Source organism: Sediminispirochaeta bajacaliforniensis DSM 16054 (assembly GCF_000378205.1).
Taxonomy (GTDB): Bacteria; Spirochaetota; Spirochaetia; order DSM-16054; family Sediminispirochaetaceae; genus Sediminispirochaeta; species Sediminispirochaeta bajacaliforniensis.
Map to the genome: position 1 here is coordinate 97822 of NZ_KB899408.1, position 16329 is coordinate 114150.

Consider the following 16329-nt stretch of genomic DNA (forward strand, 5'->3'; position numbering starts at 1 on the left):
GTGCTTCTTCAAGAAAAAATGTGATATCGTTTTTCATAATGGAAATGAATCGGAATATACGACAACATTTTTTAGATACCGGCCTGATGTGGCTTACACGTCCTCGACTTGAATCGGAAGCGCTTCGAAAACTAACGCCCGAGTTTATGCTGAGCCTCGATTACTTTTTGGAAAACCGGGAGGAATTTCTTGCTCTTGAGCGACTCTATGGAGATGACGTTCGAAATGGTGTACTTGCTTCCTTCGGTATTGCGCCTGTTGATAAGGATATAGGTCTCGGCCTTTTTGCTGCAGAATCCCTGAAACGTGGAGACTTTGTTGGCGAGTATACTGGTATCGTTCGGGAAGCTAGAGAGATTGATGCCGATGAAATTGATGAGGCTGGCCATTATCCCGACGATTGGGCATGGGATTACCCCGTCGATATTCCCGGCCTTCCTCCCCTGGAGATTGATGCTGTGGCGGAGGGAAATCCCCTTCGCTATGTAAATCATTCTCTGTTTCCCAATCTTCATCCCGACCATTTCCTCCTCGATGGCGTCTGGGTTATTATTTTTGTTGCCGACAGGGATATCGAAATAGGAGAAGAGCTGACTATCGATTATGGAGATGCCTATTGGAGTGACGGTTTCCGGGAACTTGTGCTACGGGAAGACGAACTTGAAAAACTTGGCCTCCGTGATCACATCGACCATATGGAATAGTGATCGCGGGGCCTGGTGCCGCCCATGGCTGTTACCGGTACACAGGTACAGGTGACTTGCCTATGCATCCGGCGGCAGGATTTGTCTGAGGAAGGCCTGGGTTCTCTCTTCGACGGGGTTTGAAAAGATTTTTTCCGGAGTACCCTCTTCGAGGATGGTTCCTTCATCCATAAACACGACCCGATGGGCCGCCTCTTTTGCAAACCACATCTCGTGAGTGACGACTACCATGGTCATTCCTTCCTTCCCTAACTCTTCCATAACGCCGAGTACCTCGCCGACGAGTTCAGGATCAAGGGCGCTGGTCGGTTCATCGAATAACATCACCTTAGGCTGCATGGCCAAGGCCCTGGCAATTGCCACCCGCTGTTTCTGTCCCCCGGAGAGCATGGCAGGGTAGGTCTCCGGCTTGTCTTCAAGACCGACCTTTTCCAAAAGATGCAGTCCCAGTTCCCGGGCTTCTTTTTTTGGCATGCCTTTTACATGGACCGGTCCCTCAATCACGTTTTGCAAGACCGACATATGGGGAAAGAGGTTGAAATGCTGGAACACCATTCCCATATCCTGCCGCACCCTGTTGAGCAACTTGTTTATTGGCTTTATATGCTCTCCGTCGAGGTAAATTTTTCCTTGCTGTGCAATCTCAAGAAAATTCATGCAGCGGAGCAGCGTGCTTTTTCCGGAGCCGCTGGCCCCGATGATGACGACAACCTCACCTTCAGCCACATCGAGGCTGAGGCCCTTCAACACATGCAGCTCTCCGTACCATTTGTCTATCGCTTCGACACGGATGAGCGGTTCTTTAAGTCTGGTCACGGTCGCTAACCCTCAATCGTTTTTCCAAGCGGTGAACACCGATGGTGAGCACGCTTGTCATAATCAAATACCAGATGGCGACAATGATCAGCATTTCCATGTACATGAATGTGGAACTGCCGAGTTGCCGCCCCTTAAGAAGCAGCTCAGGAACCGCGATGGTACTGGCCAGGGAACTGTCTTTCAGGGCGATGATAAACTGGTTGCCCAGCGACGGTACGGCCCGTTTAAAGGCTTGAGGAAGGATGATCCTTCGCATTGCCTTTCGCCTGGGCATTCCAAGACTTCTTGCAGCTTCCATCTGGCCATAGTGGATCGACTGAATGGAGCCCCGGAAGATTTCGGCTATATAGGCACCGTTATGAACACCGAGGGCAATGATAGCCGACGGGAAAGGGGGGATGGTCACCACCGTAGTGAGGCCGTAGTAGATGATGAAAAGCTGAAGCAGCAGCGGTGTTCCCCGAATAAGAAAGATGTAGGCCGACGATACACCTTGAGCCACCTTGTTTCTCGATATTTTCCCAAGCGCGGCTATCAGCCCGAGAACCAGGCCTGTGAGAATACCAAGTGTCGTGATTTCCAACGTGAGGAGGGCGGCATCCCGGAAAAATAAAAACTTTGCCGGGATGACCGAAAAATCCCAAGGGAAGATATGTTCCACGATCGTTTCCGCTTATTCTACGGTGATATCTTCGCCGTTAAACCATTTTTCGCTAATGCGTTTCAATGTTCCGTCCGAGCGCATCTCTGCAAGAATCGTATTTACCTTTTCACGTAGCTCGTCATCATCGGCTTGGAAGGCTATACCCATTTTTTCGGTTCGGAGAACAGAGCCCACCAGGGTCAGCTTATCTCCTTCCTTGAGTTTACCGATGGCGTTTAGTCCGACGATACGATCGGTGAGGACTCCGTCTACACGGCCGTTGAGGAGTTCCATAAGGGTCTGATTGTCGTCTTCGTACAACTTAACCTTTACACCGAGGGCATTGGCATCTTTTTCAAAGGTTGTTCCTGTCACAAGCCCGATGGTATTGTCGGCACTTAGTTCGGAAGGGTCGTTGATACCGCTGTCTTTTCTTACGATCAGCTGTGGACCCGAATAGTAATAGGGATCGGAGAAGTCGACAACCTTTTCCCGCTCTTCGGTTATGCCCATGCTGCCGAGAATACCATCATAGCGGCGGGCCCGCAGTCCCTCAATGATACCATCCCAGGCAGTTGTTTTGTATTCTAGGGTTTTCCCCATCCTCTTTGCAATTTCTGCTGCGACGTCGACGTCGAATCCCTCTACATCACCATTTTCAGTGATGAAATTGAAGGGAGGATACCCACCAGAGCCTGCAAAGCTTATCGTGTTGTCCGATGATTCCTGTTTTCCCCCGGCAAAAAGGGTGGCTGCCGGAAGCAGCAATGCAATCATAAGTAGCACGCTAGTAATTCGTTTCATGTTACCTCCTGATATTTATAGTACTTATATTTAGTATACTATGAATATAATAACCACATTTCATATAATCATCAAGATGCTAAACACAATTTAGCCTTAATTTATTGTTTATAAATGATATATGAATCGATATGGAGTTGTTTGTGTTGGTATTTTCATTATACCAGTAATTATATCTCTTGAGTTGATAATGAATTTATTTGCTATTTATTTGATCAGTAAACCAAGAGGCGCCTTTGTACCGTGGGTAGAAAAACGCTTTCGATGAAACTTGAAAAAGATCACCGAAAGCGCGAGGAGGAAGTGAAGAGCCAGCAGGATGTGTTCCCCCCTGATGCTGCGCGAACTACATGACTCTCTTCTTTGATACTACAGTATTTATAAGGGAAATGCCAGCGAGAGAAGGGATTATAAGGAACTATTTGCCAGATCCTCTTCCTTCGGATAGAGTAAGGGGAAATACCATGGAGCAGATTCGTTGCAGTATCAAGACAAAACTGAATCTTAGCATCGGTAGTGCCGTGCTTTTTTTTCTGGTGCTTCTTCTTGTCATTAGTTATGGTCTTTTCAAGGATAGTGCACTGAAAAGTACCGAAGCGTTGAGCCTTGCCCTTCTTGACGGTACGGATAAGCAGATTGATGCCTTTTTCGGGGAGCTTGAGAGAATCACCCGCTCGGTGGCCGAATTCCCATCGGTCCGAGGGGTCGAAACGGAGCGCATGCGATTGGAATTTCTCGCTACGGTTCGTGCACGGAAGAGGATGTTGAGGGCCGTCTATCTCGGAACGGCGGAGGGGCAGATGTATGAATGGGGCTACGGTCCCGGTTTTGTCGATAATGCCCCGGTTTTCCCCTCCGATTACGATCCAAGAGAGCGACCGTGGTACAAGGCGGCATTGACTGCCGGGGATTACACCATAACCCGTCCCTATCTGTATGCCAGTGTTCCGGCAATTGGTATTACCGCGGTCATTCCCGTACGTACGGAAGGGGGGCGTTTTGTCGGGATTCTCGGCGTAGACGTCATGCTTTCCGACCTCCAGCAAATCGTCGATGAGATGGATATGCATCACATCGGCAAGGTTGTATTGCTCAACAAAGATCAGATTCCCATTGTCAATCAATTTGCGGAAGGGGTTTTTGATCCTTCGGTGGTACCGAGTGAAGGGGACGGAAGCTTTATCCATACCTTCGGTGATCAGCTTTTCTATGTGGCGAGCAAGCAGAATACAAGTAGCGGCTGGACCTTGCTTTTGGCGCTTCCCTATCGAAACATCATGGAACGACCAATGGCGACGATTCGCTTGATGATTATGCTTGATGTTATGCTTATGCTTTTCCTCTTTGTTGCCCTGGGGGTAATTGTCAACGGCTTTATCATTCATCCGTTACTCGCCATTGTAAAGGTGATACGAACCGTTGAGTCGGGAAAACAGGATATTTCAATGGCCGTTGATACGGGAGATGAGATTGCCCTCCTCGCAGATGAGCTCAATGCCCTGGTCGTTCGTGTGAATGATTATTCTCGGAAAATGGAGGAGGAGGTTCGACGCAGGACAAAACAATTGACGGCATTACAACAGGAAAATCTTCGGCTCAGAGTCATTGAAGAAAAAGAACGAATTTACGGTTACCTCCACGACTCCCTTGGGGCACGGCTGACAAATATTTTTCTTTCCAACAGTGTCGCCCAAAATTCTCACGACCCGGAACTCTTGAAAAACATGCATGAACGGATAGAAGATAATACCCAGCTTGCCATAGGAGATCTGAAGGAAATCCTTGCCGGGGCGGATACGGACACCAGGCGGATTATCGACTTTCGGCGTTTGGTCACCCACACCCTCGGCGATCGTCTGAAGCTGCGGTATATTACTTTTCAGTGCAACATCGAAGATTCCGAACCCCTGAACGAGCTTCCCTATGCCTTACGTTTCGAGTTTGAAAATATCCTGCAGGAGCTGGTCAGCAATGTGTTAAAGCACTCGGGAGCCAAGTCCGTTACCCTCGATATCTCGGTTCATGATGGAGCGGTCAGAATCGCTTTTGAAGATGATGGAAAGGGCTTCGATCCTTCGGAGGCCTCCATTGGTTTCGGGATCAGAAATATGATGAACAGGGTCCGGGGAATGGGCGGCCGTTTTTCCCTCGACAGCAAGCCGGGAGGTGGCACCAGGGTGACCATTGAGGTAGAGGCAAGATGATCAGGATCATGATATGCGAAGATGAACGGGAGGCGAGGGACGGTTTTCGTTATCTCTTGGGGCTTGATGAGGAGATACGAGTGGTCGGGGCCTTTGCTTCCGCCGAGCAGTTAATCGATTCGATTCGTGAGGTGGGAATTCCCGACGTGGTAATGATGGATATCGGTCTACCCGAGATGAGCGGCATCGAGGCAACCAGGATCATCCATGAAACGTGGCCTCAGATTAATATTTTGATTCTTACCATCTTCGAAGAGGAGGAGAAAATTCTTTCCGCCATTCAGGCCGGAGCATCGGGCTATGTACTAAAGAATACCAGGCCGGGCGAGCTGACCAGTCAGATAAAAGCACTCTATCGGGGCGGCAGTCCGATCAGTCCGCAGATTGCACGGACCCTTCTCGGAGAGCTTCGAAAAGAAAAATCTCCAGCCGGCCATGTTGATTATAATTTAACTCCTCGGGAGCTTGATGTAGTAAAAGGGATTGTCGCCGGTTACACCTACAGGGAGATTGCCGATCGCTACAATATTTCCGGTTCTACGGTGAAAAAGCATATCCTGCATATCTATAAAAAACTCAATGTAAGCAGTAAGGTCGAGTTCATGAAAAAGATGTATGGGCCAAATGGCCCATTGTCTGCTTTATAAGCTCCCCACCTATCGATTCTTTAAAAGAAAAATTCTCCTCCTGGCCCCTGGCCCCGTTCGATTTTCCATGATGAAATGATAACTAAGGAAAATACACAAATAAAGGAGGCTTGTGCCTATGAGCGCACAGGAAAAAAAGGGCGTAATGGACTGGTATTTTAAATCAAATCTTCTGATGAGGATCTTGATTGGCCTAGTCCTTGGTGCCATTGTCGGGATTATTTTCGGCTCATCAATTCTCTGGATCTCTCCTTTCGGTGATCTGTTTGTCAGGCTTCTTAAGATGATCGTGATGCCGGTGATCTTTGCCACCCTGGTTGTGGGGGCGGCGAGTATCAGTCCTGCTCGGCTCGGGAAGGTCGGTATCAAGATTGTACTGTTTTATCTGCTGACCTCAGCCTTTGCCGTGGCTATCGGCCTTATTTTCGGGAACCTTTTTCATCCTGGTACCGGACTTGATCTTGCTTCGGTAGCCAATGCCTCTGGACGTGAGCTTGTGAAGCCTTCGCTGACTTCGACACTGCTTAATATTGTTCCCACCAATCCCTTCAGCGCCATTGCCGGAGGCGATGTTCTACCTACGATCTTCTTTGCCATTATCTTCGGTATTGGGATCAGCTATCTGAAAATCAGCGAGAACGACAGAATCAAGCAGGCTGGAGATGTCCTGTTCCGCGTCTTTGACGGAGCCGCCGAGGTTATGTACATGGTGGTTCGCTGGGTGCTGCAGTATGCCCCCGTCGGAGTCTTTGCCCTGATAGCCGTGGTTTTCGCCAAACAGGGAGCCGCTGCGGTCGGCCCTCTTGGAAAGGTCACCCTTGCCGTCTATATTGCCTTGGCTGTGCACGTGTTTTTGGTGTATGGCGGCCTGCTCACGGCAAACAAATTTAATCTTTTTCATTTCCTCTCCGGGGCCAAAGAGGCGATGTTGACCGCCTTTGTCACCCGTTCTTCCAGCGGTACTCTGCCGGTAACCATGAAGTGCAGTGAGGAAAACCATGGGGTTGACCGGAATATTTACTCCTTTACCCTCCCGCTTGGTGCTACCATCAACATGGACGGTACTGCCATCTACCAGGGGGTCTGTGCCCTTTTTATCGGTTTTGCCATCGGCTTACCGCTGAATTTTACCCAGCAGATTACCATTATCATTACCGCTGTGCTTGCATCGATCGGTACGGCAGGAGTTCCCGGAGCCGGTGCCATCATGCTTTTGATGGTTATGGATTCGGTCGGTCTTCCCATTACCGAAGGAAGTCCGGTTGCTGCCGCATATGCCATGATCCTTGGAATCGATGCCATCCTTGATATGGGGCGGACCTGCATCAACGTCACCGGCGATATGACCGGAACCTTACTAATCGCCAAAAGTGAAAAACAGGTTGATATGACTAAATGGCAGAAAAAATAGTACGCTGACTCTACCTGATTCAGAGGCCGCCCGAATGTGGGCGGCCTTTTTCATCGCTTTATTCAGCGGCGTTTTTTATAGTTTGAGCGGGCAACAAAGGATGCAAGAAGAAGAAAGCCGGACATCGCCACAAAGACCGAGGGGATGGAGAAATGAATGGAAAGCACGGATCCGATTAGCGGGCTTATGGCCCATCCTAGGCTTCCCACCGTTGTTTGTATGCCGAAAAGGGTACCTCGATTTTCTGCGCTGGTTAAACTGGTAAGATGACTTTGCATCAACGGCTCAAGACCTCCGGCAAAGAAAGAGCCTGCGACGAAAAATACGGTGAATCCCATTATACTGTTCATGACCGAAGCAGGCAAAACCAGGATTGATGCCGCCAGAGCAAAGATCGATATAAGTTTTAGCCGGGGATGACGATCACCCAGTTTACCGAGCAGAATTCCGGAGATGGCGGTTACCAGTCCTATGACTCCCGAGATGGCCCCCATAATGGCAGCAGCTCCCTCTACCTTGCCCCGAAGCAGTTGAACCTGGATCGGCAGAAATGGGGTAGGCATACTTCTTGCGGCCCTGAGGAGAAAAAGGATGATGAGGAGGGGGGCTATTTGTTGCCAGGGCAATGCCCTGACCGCTTCGCCGAATGCGGAAATACCCCGTTTCCCTTCTTCTTTATCCCTCTGTTTTCGTCCCTCTTTCGGTTCCCGTACCAGAAAAAGAACGAGAATAAAGCTGGTAAGCATGACACCGCTGCCGATCAGAAAGCTTACCCGATAGCCCAGATATTCGGCAGAGAGTCCTCCTATTGTGGGCCCGATGATATACCCGATGAAGGTACTGGAGGCAAGAAGGCCAAGAGATGAGGATAGCTTATCCGAGGGCGTTCCTGCCGCAACTAAGGTTGCGGCTGCGGTTACTGTTCCCGTAAAAAAGCCTTGACAAAGTCGGAGTAAGAGGACCGACATGGGGCTATGAACGGTACTCATAATCGCGAGAATGATGGTTCCCGTTGCCATCGCGCGAAGCATCATCAGTTTTCTTCCGTAACGATCCGAAAGTGCTCCCCATATCGGAGCTGCGATTCCCATGGAAATACCGGGAACCGCACTGATCCAGCCAACCCACTGTTTCAACTCAACGGGATCGGTGACCCCCAGTTCCTGAAGAAAAAAGGGAATAAAAGGAAGTACGAAGCCAAATCCCGTGAGACTGAGGATCTGGGTGAACCAAACTGTATAGAGATTTCGTTGCCAGTGTTCCATTTATGTGAGATTATCATGAAGAATCAAAAGGGTGAATCTATCTGACTGCATCTTGCGGTTTTTTTGCAAGGACAAGGAGAGGGATGATGTCGCCACAAAACGAACGGGAAGCGTTCCGGGGTCTTGCGGTCAAGCGGCGAGGCACAAAGCCGTGGGCGCGGGATCTGAAACGATATATCAGGGGGCCGCGGCATCGCTGGATCGTAACCGCTCCTTTCTCATTTCGTCCTTCTCTTCGCCGAGAGCTGGAGGAGCTGGCTCTGCAATCGATTGAGAAGCATGGAGCCGGTTTTTGCTTCGAGGCAAGGATTTCCGAGATATATTCCGTTTTGATGCGCCTTCAATGTGCTTCGAGGCTCTTTCTTCTGGTCGACAGCTTTCGTGCGGGGGCAGCGGAAGAACTTTACCGAAGGATCGTTACCATTCCCTGGGAATTACTGCTCCACGACGGAATCGCTCTTTCTGTACATGTCTCCCTGCGTCGCTGCAGAATCGAGCACGAAGGAGCTGCTGAACATACCCTCTACCAGGCTCTGGAACGACGTGCTGAAGAGGCTGGAGTCTTCCTTTCCGTATCCACTGATGCTCCTTCTCAGATGATTGAGCTCTTCGGAGAGGATAACCATTTTGAACTGCGCCTGGATGCCTGCGGGGATCAGCTTTATCGCCGCGGTTATCGTCCGCTGGTCGGTCCTGCTCCGATTCGGGAGAATGTTGCCGCTTCGCTTCTGCAATGGTACCGCATAGAACGTGGTCCTTTTTCCCTCTTTGTCGATCCCATGTGCGGATCAGGAACCTTTCCTATTGAAGCTTGGGCAATGGCCGCCCGCTTTCCTCTTGCCGGCCACCGCCGTTTTTCCATCTTTTTGTGGCCGGTTTTTTCCAAGGCTGCATGGAACTGGGAAGCGCAACGACTTTATGACGAGGCAGATACCACCGCGACGGATGAACCGTTATTCTGGGGCTGTGATAGGGACCAGAAGATGGTGCACATCAGCAAGTTGAATGGAGAGCGGGCCGGGGCTGCCGGGAATGTAGGTTTCTTGCATGAGGAGTTTTTTCATCTTAGCCCCCAGTCCCTTTTTTCTTCAAATCACTTATCTCGGATCGGAGGGAAAGGAGGGGCCCTCTTGGCCATCAATCCTCCCTACGGTGTGAGATTGAAGGGAGGTGATAATCTGTTTGTGCGTATTATCGATAGAAAAGAGCAGGTATGGGAGGGGTGGGACCTTCTCCTTCTTGCCCCCCGTTCTCTCTCTCTGCCTTCCGGGAAAAAGAGCATAGATTTCGAGAACGGCGGAATCCCGATGAAGTGTATACTTTTCTAAGCATCTATGCCGAAGACCGTTCTTACCAGTGCTGCCAGGGCAAAACTAATGGCGGCAACACCAAAGCTTAAAGAGATCATCTCAAGAAAGCGGCGCCGGAATGGAAGCTCCTTCGCCACCGAGATGTAGAAGGTAAAGCCGAGAATAATAAGTGCCGCCACCAGCAGTGTTACTCCAAGACTTACATAGCTGTTCGAGAAGATGAAAAAGGGAAGAATCAGCAGCGTCACTGTCACAATGTAGGCGATACCCGTATAAACGGCAGAGGTTAATGCCTTTTCATGATTACCTTCGGACTGATTGGAAAGATATTCGCTTGCCGCCATTGAAAAGGAAGCGGCAATTCCGGTAATAAGACCTGCAGCTGCAATCATGCTTCCGTTTCGAAAGGCGAAGGTAAGACCGGCCAAGGCCCCGGTCAGTTCGACCAATGCATCATTAAGCCCCAGCACGATGGAGCCGACATAATCCAATCGTTGTTCATTCAAGAGCCGTAACAGTTCTGCTTCGTGCCGCTCTTCATCGTCTACAATATTTTTTGCTTCAGGAACCGTTTCGGCCAACTTGGTGTAAGCCTGGACAGCGGAGGATTCGCCGAGTTCCATCAGTTTTACCGCAAAGGTAAGACCGAGAAGCCTCGCCAAAAAGGGAAAAAACCAGACCTTAAACCGTTTCGGCTTTGCATTGCCCCCTGTATATCGTGCCCAGATATCATGATGTCGCTTTTCTTCTTCGGCAATCCGCAGAAGCACCTTTTGGTTTTCCGGATCCTTCTCTCGCTTGGCGATTTTTCGGTAAACCTCGTATTCGGTGATCTCGTTCCGCTGCATCTCGGCTATCATGTCCATACTTTTCTCCTTGACACTATCGAAAGTATATACTTTTTTGGGCAAGAAGAGAAGCTGAGGTCGGAAACTATGGGCCTGTCTTCTCCAGCAGATGTTCGATTTCCTCGATATCCAGTTCGTCACAGGCCCTTTCCAGCTGGTTCGCAAAATCTATCAGTTCGGGGTGCTCTTCTTTCGATGCCTCACGCTTAAGGAGTTCGGCAAAGTCGGCTATTTCATCGATGGCCCTCACCGATCTGACCGCTTCCCATTGCTTTTGCAGCGATGCCGGCAACACTATACTGGATTGTCGCTTGGAATAGTGTTCCTTTGCAGGCCCCTCATCCGGCTGTGCCGCCTCTTCTTCGTCATCTGCCGATCGCCATTCCACCGAATCGAAGGAGAGGGTGAAGGTCGATCCAAAACCCACATTACTCTTTATATCGATACTCCCTTCCATCCCTTCCGCGAGATTTTTCGAAATTGCCAAACCAAGGCCGGTTCCCCCGTATTTTCTGGTGCTTTGGCCTTCCTGCTGACGAAAAGCCTCGAAAATAACATGCTGCTCTTTCTCCGGGATTCCAATACCGGTATCTATTACCGAGAAAGTGAGATCACATCGTTGGTCCCTCTGCTTTATATAGACAGCATGAATTTCAAGGCAGACGCTGCCTTCTTCTGTGAATTTTAGGGCATTACTTAGGAGATTAATAAGAATCTGGCGCACCCGGTCCTCATCAAGTTTTATCTGCTTGGGAATGGGGTTTCTCTCTTTTGTGACAAGGTCGATCCCTCGTTTTTTTGCCTCCATCTCGAAAAGTGCGGTAACTTCCCGAACAAGATGACGAGGAGAGAAAAAGTCGTAATTGAATTGAACTCCTCCTGCTTCTATTTTTGAAAAATCAAGGATATCACCAATAAGAGTAAGAAGATTTTTTCCCGAAAGATCGATCTGTGCAGCATACTCTCTTAGTTTGGGATCGCTCGTATTTCTTGCTATCAGATCATTGAAACCGAGAACTGCATTCAACGGCGTACGGATTTCATGGCTCATATTGGCAAGGAACATGCTTTTTGCTCTATTGGCTTCCTCAAGTCCCCGCTCCATGGCGATGCGTTCACTGATATCCCGGCTGATGGCGATGATTTCCCGACTGTCCGTTCTCCTGCTGTGGGTTTCAAACCAGGTATATGATCCATCTTTTTTCTGAACGCGGTAGACCATGGTCGTGATCCTTTCGCTGGGACTACCCAGATGGCTTTTCCCGACTTCAATAACCCTGTCTATATCATCCGGATGTATCATTTCCACGAGACGTTTTCCTACTAACTCTTCCTGTTTATAGCCAAGCAATCGTATACAGGCGGGGCTTGCGTAGAGATAGACCCCTTGGGGATCATGCAGGCTGATCATATCGGAGGAGTTCTCGGCAAGCATACGATATTTTTTCTCACTTTGCTGTATGGCAAGCTCGGCCTGACGATGCTCGGTCACATCGTGTATAATTGCCAGCAAGAGCTTTCGCTGGTCGAGATTAAGAAGCGTCATATGCACGTTGACTTCTCGTATGTCTCCCGTCATTGTTGTATGCTGGGTATCAAAGGTTATCTGATCGAATTCGGAAACACCTTGTATCAGTTCTTTCACTCGTTGTTGGTGGTCGAAAGGCTGTATGTCGAGATAGCTTAACTGTTTTATCTCGTCTTTATCGTATCCGAGGGATTCGATAGTGGCCTGGTTACATTCGCTGATCCCTAATGTTTCCGGATCAATAAGGAGAATCGAATCGGCTGCCGTCTCAAAAAGATTACGATAGAGAGTCTCCGATTCCCATAGCCGCCGTTCCGATTCGCGTTGTTGGGTAACATCATTTTGGATTGCGACAAAACTCATCACCATGCCAAAATCGGAGAAAATCGGTGCTATGGTTTGATGTGCATGATAAATCGTCCCATCTTGTTTTCGATTGATGATCTCCTCTTCCCAAAGCTCTCCCGCAAGGATACTTTCCCAGAGTCTTGCAAAATAGCTCTCGGGCATCATACCGCTGTTCAGGATGTTTGGGGTCTTGCCCTTTGCCTCTTCCCAACTGTATCCGGTAATCCTCTCAAAGGCAGGGTTTGTGTAGGTAATGATCCCTTCCCTGTCGGTCATGTAGATTGCGTGTCCCGCCTCCCGAACCGCCCGCTTGAACTCAATTAATGACAGGGTCTTCTGCCGTATTGTTTTCGACAATCTATTGAATACCTTTCGCATGGTTTCGAGCTCTGAAAAGCTGTTTGCTATGACACCGATATTCTGGGGCGTTTTCTCGATAACCGACTGTTCGATGATATGCTGCATCAGGGTGAGGGGCCGTACAATGTTGTTTTCTAAGGTCCTTTTGAGAATGATCAGCATTGATCCAATGAAAAAAAGGAAAAGGAGGGTGGTAAGGACCAATGAACCGATTATTTCAAGGGCGGTGGTCGCTGTCGGTACAGCATAGGTAAGTATCCAATGGGTTTCGGGGATGGAGCGGGCCACTGCTATGTAGAATCTCTGGCCAATAGAGACGAAAGCACTTGTTTCGCCGCCATTTTGCCTGATGTCGTGAATAACCGAAAGATCACTCCAATTGGCTTTTTGCCGGAGAAGTTGAGGATCGGGGTGGAGCAAAAGATTTCCTGACTGGTCGGTCACAAAGACAAGATTTTCGATATTCCCCATTCCAATGGTCTGCATCATCTGATCGAAAAGATAACTGTTGTTAAGCTCGGCGACGATGTTTCCTTCTCCTTCAAGGGGATGTACCAAAAAAATGCAAAGCTTTCCTGTGTGAGGGCTGATGATCGGCCCCGTACACAAGGAGGCAAGCCCGGGAGTTGGGGTTGCAGTGAGCAATAGATTGGAGACATTCTGGTGGGCTTCTGTTTTTGAGCTTCTTGCTATAATGGTTCCGTCTGTATCGGTAAACGCAATTTTGCTGAAGATCTTAAACGATTCTTGAAACGAGGCAAGAAGGTCCTGCATATTCTCTTGGTGTTCTTTGGAGAGAAACGTGAGAGAGGTATCGGCCAGCGTCAAATACTTTTGAATCGTTGATGCTATGGTTGCCGTTACTATCTTTTGCTGGTCCCGATGAAAACGATAGGCGGTAAGTGTTTGAAGCGGAATGATCGTTACAAGGAGCGCCAGAATAGAGCCGAAAATAAAGGGATATAGTGACTTTCTTAATGTGATAATCAAGGGCTTTGGCATACTCATGTGACCATAAGTAACTATATGTTTTTTTTAGTCGATTGCAAGGTGGCGTCCGAATGGCTACAATGACGAGATGGAGAATGAGAAGCCCCCAGCTGGTATCTTTGACTATATTGAGCCTGACGGAATCATCTCTGCTGTTGAGATGTCTTACGGCATTAATCTGGACGGTACATGGAGTGCGTTTCCCAGCTACGTAAATCGTGTATACGGACTTCGTGATGAAGATGGTAATCGGTATGTGGTGAAACTTTATCGTCCGGGGCGCTGGTCCGTTTCGGCGATAGAGGAAGAACACGGCTTTTTGCTGGAGTGTGTCGCAGAAGAGGTTCCTGTCGTTGCACCTCTTTCGGGAGTAGATGGAAGGACACTTCATTTTCTGGAGTGTTCTGCCATATCTGGTTCCTATCCCTTTGCTCTTTTCCCTCTTCGGGCGGGACGACTTTTCGAAACGGATCGTGATGAAGATTATCTGCGTATCGGCTCCCTGATCGGGCGCCTTCATCGAATTTCCCGCCAGAGGAAAGCTCAAGCCAGGCAGGAATGGCTTCCCTCTCTTAGTAAGAAGCACCTTGAGATGCTGCTCGAACAAAACCTGGTTCCCTCTTCTTTACGTCGGCATTTCGAGGAATTATGCCTCCACTGCATTGAAACAATCGAACCGCTTTTCTCACGGCAGCCCCTTTTGCGTCTTCATGGTGACTGCCATAGAGGTAATATCCTGGAACGGCCGGGGGAAGGCTTGGTGCTTATCGATTTTGACGATATGTCAAACGGCCCGGCGGTACAAGATCTTTGGTTGCTGCTTCCCGATCGGATTGGGGCTTGTGAATATCAGTTTTCGCTTTTGCAGGAAGGCTACGGTCAGTTTTCGACCCTTTCCCCTGGTTCCACGCTTCTCATAGAGCCTCTGCGCTTTATGCGAATGCTTCACTATCTCGCATGGACCGCCCATCAGCAATGTGACCATGATTTTTCCCTGCGTCACCCACAGTGGGGAAGCGAGGCATTCTGGATTCGTGAGCTTGCGGATTTTGAAGAGCAATTCGACTATGTCCGAACGATTCTCGATTCTTCTTACACCGGATAGCTTTCGATAAAGCGCTGAAGATTTCCTCTGATATAGCGGAAAATTCTAAGCCGTTTCTCTCCATCGGTGGATTTAGGATCGAAGAGAATAACATGCACCCTGCCATCGTCTTGTCTGGTCCCCATAACGATGGCATTGAGCATGATTCGTGCTCCCCGTAGTTGCAACTGGATATCACTCAGGTAGCTCTTCGGAGAAAAGAGCCCTTCCTGGGGAAAGGCGCAGGCCGCCCCGGCACTGCTGATGTCGAGTAGCTTCCCCTGAATGATGGAACCGTCTCTCGAAACGTTGATCGTCGCCTGAGCATCCTTGGCACACAATGCCCTTACGAATTTTCTTCGTCCCTTTGCCTCATTAGCCTTGAGAACGTCCAGCAATATCTTTTTTGTTTCCGCGAAGCCCAACTTCAGCCGTATAAAGCCTGCGGGAAGCGAATATTCAATCAAATATTTTCTTGCCAGTTCCTGGTTCTCATCGTAGGTAAAGATACCGATTCGAGGATCATTATATTGGTCGGAGTTTTTCATTTCGAGTATGTAGCGTTCCCATTCCGGTTCTTTCATGGTCGAATCGATGTTGATGAAGAGCACCGATCCCGGGAAGGCCTTCATGAGGCGTGCTGCCCGATTATGATCTTTTAGAACATAGGCCTCGTATTCCTCCGAGACAATTTCTTCAATCATTTCATCCTTGATGACACTGTGTGGATATAAGAAAAAGACTTTCCTTCCAAGCAGGGAGGGATTACTCATGATTCTATGATAGTAACTTTACCTTTAAAAGAAAAGTTCCTACCTTATAAAATAAGGAGGAAATGCCATGCTACATGTAGTATCACTGGTACATGACCAATTTGAGGATCTGGAACTCTGGTATCCTGTTTTGCGTCTTCGGGAGGCCGGCGCATCGGTCTTGCTTGCCGGAGAAAAAGCGGAAGCCGAGTATCATGGAAAATATGGAGTTCCTGCACGCGCAGACATCTCCTTCGATGAGGTCGATCCTGATAGCATTGATGCCCTACTGGTCCCCGGTGGTTGGGCTCCCGATAAGCTGCGGAGATTTCCCAAGGTCCTCGATGCGGTCAGGGCGATGTTCAGGCAGGAAAAAGTCGTCGGCCAAATATGCCATGCCGGATGGGTGCTTGTGTCCGCCGGAGTTCTCAATGGCTACCGTGTAACATCAACCCCCGGAATTCGGGACGATATGACAAATGCCGGAGCCGTCTGGCTTGATGAACCGGTGGTTGTCGACCGGAATCTTGTTTCAAGCCGACGACCTCCCGACTTACCGGACTATTTGAAGGCCCTTGTAAAGCTTCTGCAAGAAAAGACGGTTCGATAGGC

14 protein-coding genes are annotated in these 16329 nt (G+C 49.1%); 7 read left to right on the plus strand and 7 right to left on the minus strand.

The annotated features are described in order from the left end of the window. Window positions 1-38: 38 nt before the first annotated feature. Window positions 39-704, plus strand: coding sequence for an SET domain-containing protein (locus tag F459_RS0103765; RefSeq protein WP_245540066.1), 666 nt, complete (start codon window positions 39-41; stop codon window positions 702-704). A 60-nt stretch (window positions 705-764) separates the two neighbouring features. Here F459_RS0103765 and F459_RS0103770 read toward each other — a convergent pair whose 3' ends face one another. Genes F459_RS0103770 through F459_RS0103780 form a run of 3 tightly spaced genes read right to left on the minus strand, consistent with a single transcriptional unit; the run spans window position 765 to window position 2970 of the window. Next, complete coding sequence (locus F459_RS0103770) at window positions 765-1520, minus strand: amino acid ABC transporter ATP-binding protein (RefSeq protein WP_026294875.1); 756 nt, start codon at window positions 1518-1520, stop codon at window positions 765-767. After that, complete coding sequence (locus F459_RS0103775) at window positions 1507-2184, minus strand: amino acid ABC transporter permease (RefSeq protein ID WP_020611403.1); 678 nt, start codon at window positions 2182-2184, stop codon at window positions 1507-1509. Before F459_RS0103775 ends, F459_RS0103770 begins: the two co-directional genes overlap by 14 nt. A gap of 12 nt (window positions 2185-2196) precedes the next feature. Continuing rightward, window positions 2197-2970, minus strand: coding sequence for an ABC transporter substrate-binding protein (locus tag F459_RS0103780; RefSeq protein WP_026294876.1), 774 nt, complete (start codon window positions 2968-2970; stop codon window positions 2197-2199). 464 nt (window positions 2971-3434) lie between these two features. Here F459_RS0103780 and F459_RS0103785 point away from each other — a divergent pair, with 464 nt between their 5' ends. From F459_RS0103785 to F459_RS0103795, 3 genes are all read left to right on the plus strand, one after another. After that, the gene (locus tag F459_RS0103785) at window positions 3435-5174 is read left to right on the plus strand and encodes a sensor histidine kinase (RefSeq protein WP_020611405.1); all 1740 of its coding nucleotides are present in this window, start codon (window positions 3435-3437) and stop codon (window positions 5172-5174) included. Continuing rightward, window positions 5171-5821: a response regulator gene (locus tag F459_RS0103790; RefSeq protein WP_020611406.1), complete on the plus strand. Its 651-nt coding sequence runs from the start codon at window positions 5171-5173 to the stop codon at window positions 5819-5821. Before F459_RS0103785 ends, F459_RS0103790 begins: the two co-directional genes overlap by 4 nt. A gap of 118 nt (window positions 5822-5939) precedes the next feature. After that, window positions 5940-7232 carry a dicarboxylate/amino acid:cation symporter gene (locus tag F459_RS0103795; RefSeq protein ID WP_020611407.1) on the plus strand — a complete coding sequence of 431 codons (1293 nt, stop codon included), beginning with the start codon at window positions 5940-5942 and terminating at the stop codon, window positions 7230-7232. Between the two features lie 62 nt (window positions 7233-7294). On the opposite strand, the gene F459_RS0103800 is transcribed toward F459_RS0103795, so the two are convergent. Continuing rightward, entirely contained in the window at window positions 7295-8497 is a 1203-nt protein-coding gene (locus tag F459_RS0103800) for an MFS transporter (protein ID WP_020611408.1), read from the minus strand. An 86-nt stretch (window positions 8498-8583) separates the two neighbouring features. Between F459_RS0103800 and F459_RS0103805 the strand changes: the two genes are divergently transcribed. Beyond that, a complete protein-coding gene (locus tag F459_RS0103805) occupies window positions 8584-9825 on the plus strand; it encodes a THUMP domain-containing class I SAM-dependent RNA methyltransferase (protein WP_020611409.1) in 1242 nt (413 codons plus the stop codon). Here the strand turns inward: F459_RS0103805 and F459_RS0103810 are convergent. After that, the gene (locus F459_RS0103810) at window positions 9822-10673 is read right to left on the minus strand and encodes a VIT1/CCC1 transporter family protein (RefSeq protein WP_020611410.1); all 852 of its coding nucleotides are present in this window, start codon (window positions 10671-10673) and stop codon (window positions 9822-9824) included. The genes F459_RS0103805 and F459_RS0103810 overlap by 4 nt on opposite strands. A gap of 67 nt (window positions 10674-10740) precedes the next feature. After that, window positions 10741-13899 (minus strand): PAS domain S-box protein, encoded by a 3159-nt coding sequence (locus F459_RS0103815; protein WP_154651613.1) that lies wholly within the window; start codon window positions 13897-13899, stop codon window positions 10741-10743. Between the two features lie 70 nt (window positions 13900-13969). Here F459_RS0103815 and F459_RS0103820 point away from each other — a divergent pair, with 70 nt between their 5' ends. Further along, a complete protein-coding gene (locus F459_RS0103820; protein WP_020611412.1) occupies window positions 13970-14986 on the plus strand; it encodes a serine/threonine protein kinase in 1017 nt (338 codons plus the stop codon). On the opposite strand, the gene F459_RS0103825 is transcribed toward F459_RS0103820, so the two are convergent. Further along, window positions 14974-15738, minus strand: coding sequence for a PilZ domain-containing protein (locus tag F459_RS0103825; RefSeq protein ID WP_020611413.1), 765 nt, complete (start codon window positions 15736-15738; stop codon window positions 14974-14976). The two genes, F459_RS0103820 and F459_RS0103825, sit on opposite strands and share 13 nt — an antisense overlap. Window positions 15739-15805: 67 nt before the next feature. On the opposite strand from F459_RS0103825, the gene F459_RS0103830 reads away from it, so the two are divergent. Further along, window positions 15806-16327: a type 1 glutamine amidotransferase domain-containing protein gene (locus F459_RS0103830; RefSeq protein WP_020611414.1), complete on the plus strand. Its 522-nt coding sequence runs from the start codon at window positions 15806-15808 to the stop codon at window positions 16325-16327. The last annotated feature ends 2 nt before the right edge of the window (window positions 16328-16329 follow it).

Excerpts from the sequence above, each read along its gene's own strand:
- F459_RS0103780 (WP_026294876.1), bottom strand. The coding sequence starts at position 2,970 with ATGAAACGAATTACTAGCGTGCTACTTATGATTGCATTGCTGCTTCCG.
- F459_RS0103815 (WP_154651613.1), bottom strand. The coding sequence starts at position 13,899 with ATGAGTATGCCAAAGCCCTTGATTATCACATTAAGAAAGTCACTATAT.
- F459_RS0103795 (WP_020611407.1), top strand. The coding sequence starts at position 5,940 with ATGAGCGCACAGGAAAAAAAGGGCGTAATGGACTGGTATTTTAAATCA.
- F459_RS0103765 (WP_245540066.1), top strand. The coding sequence starts at position 39 with ATGGAAATGAATCGGAATATACGACAACATTTTTTAGATACCGGCCTG.
- F459_RS0103820 (WP_020611412.1), top strand. The coding sequence starts at position 13,970 with ATGGAGAATGAGAAGCCCCCAGCTGGTATCTTTGACTATATTGAGCCT.
- F459_RS0103800 (WP_020611408.1), bottom strand. The coding sequence starts at position 8,497 with ATGGAACACTGGCAACGAAATCTCTATACAGTTTGGTTCACCCAGATC.
- F459_RS0103825 (WP_020611413.1), bottom strand. The coding sequence starts at position 15,738 with ATGAGTAATCCCTCCCTGCTTGGAAGGAAAGTCTTTTTCTTATATCCA.
- F459_RS0103790 (WP_020611406.1), top strand. The coding sequence starts at position 5,171 with ATGATCAGGATCATGATATGCGAAGATGAACGGGAGGCGAGGGACGGT.
- F459_RS0103830 (WP_020611414.1), top strand. The coding sequence starts at position 15,806 with ATGCTACATGTAGTATCACTGGTACATGACCAATTTGAGGATCTGGAA.
- F459_RS0103805 (WP_020611409.1), top strand. The coding sequence starts at position 8,584 with ATGTCGCCACAAAACGAACGGGAAGCGTTCCGGGGTCTTGCGGTCAAG.
- F459_RS0103810 (WP_020611410.1), bottom strand. The coding sequence starts at position 10,673 with ATGGACATGATAGCCGAGATGCAGCGGAACGAGATCACCGAATACGAG.
- F459_RS0103785 (WP_020611405.1), top strand. The coding sequence starts at position 3,435 with ATGGAGCAGATTCGTTGCAGTATCAAGACAAAACTGAATCTTAGCATC.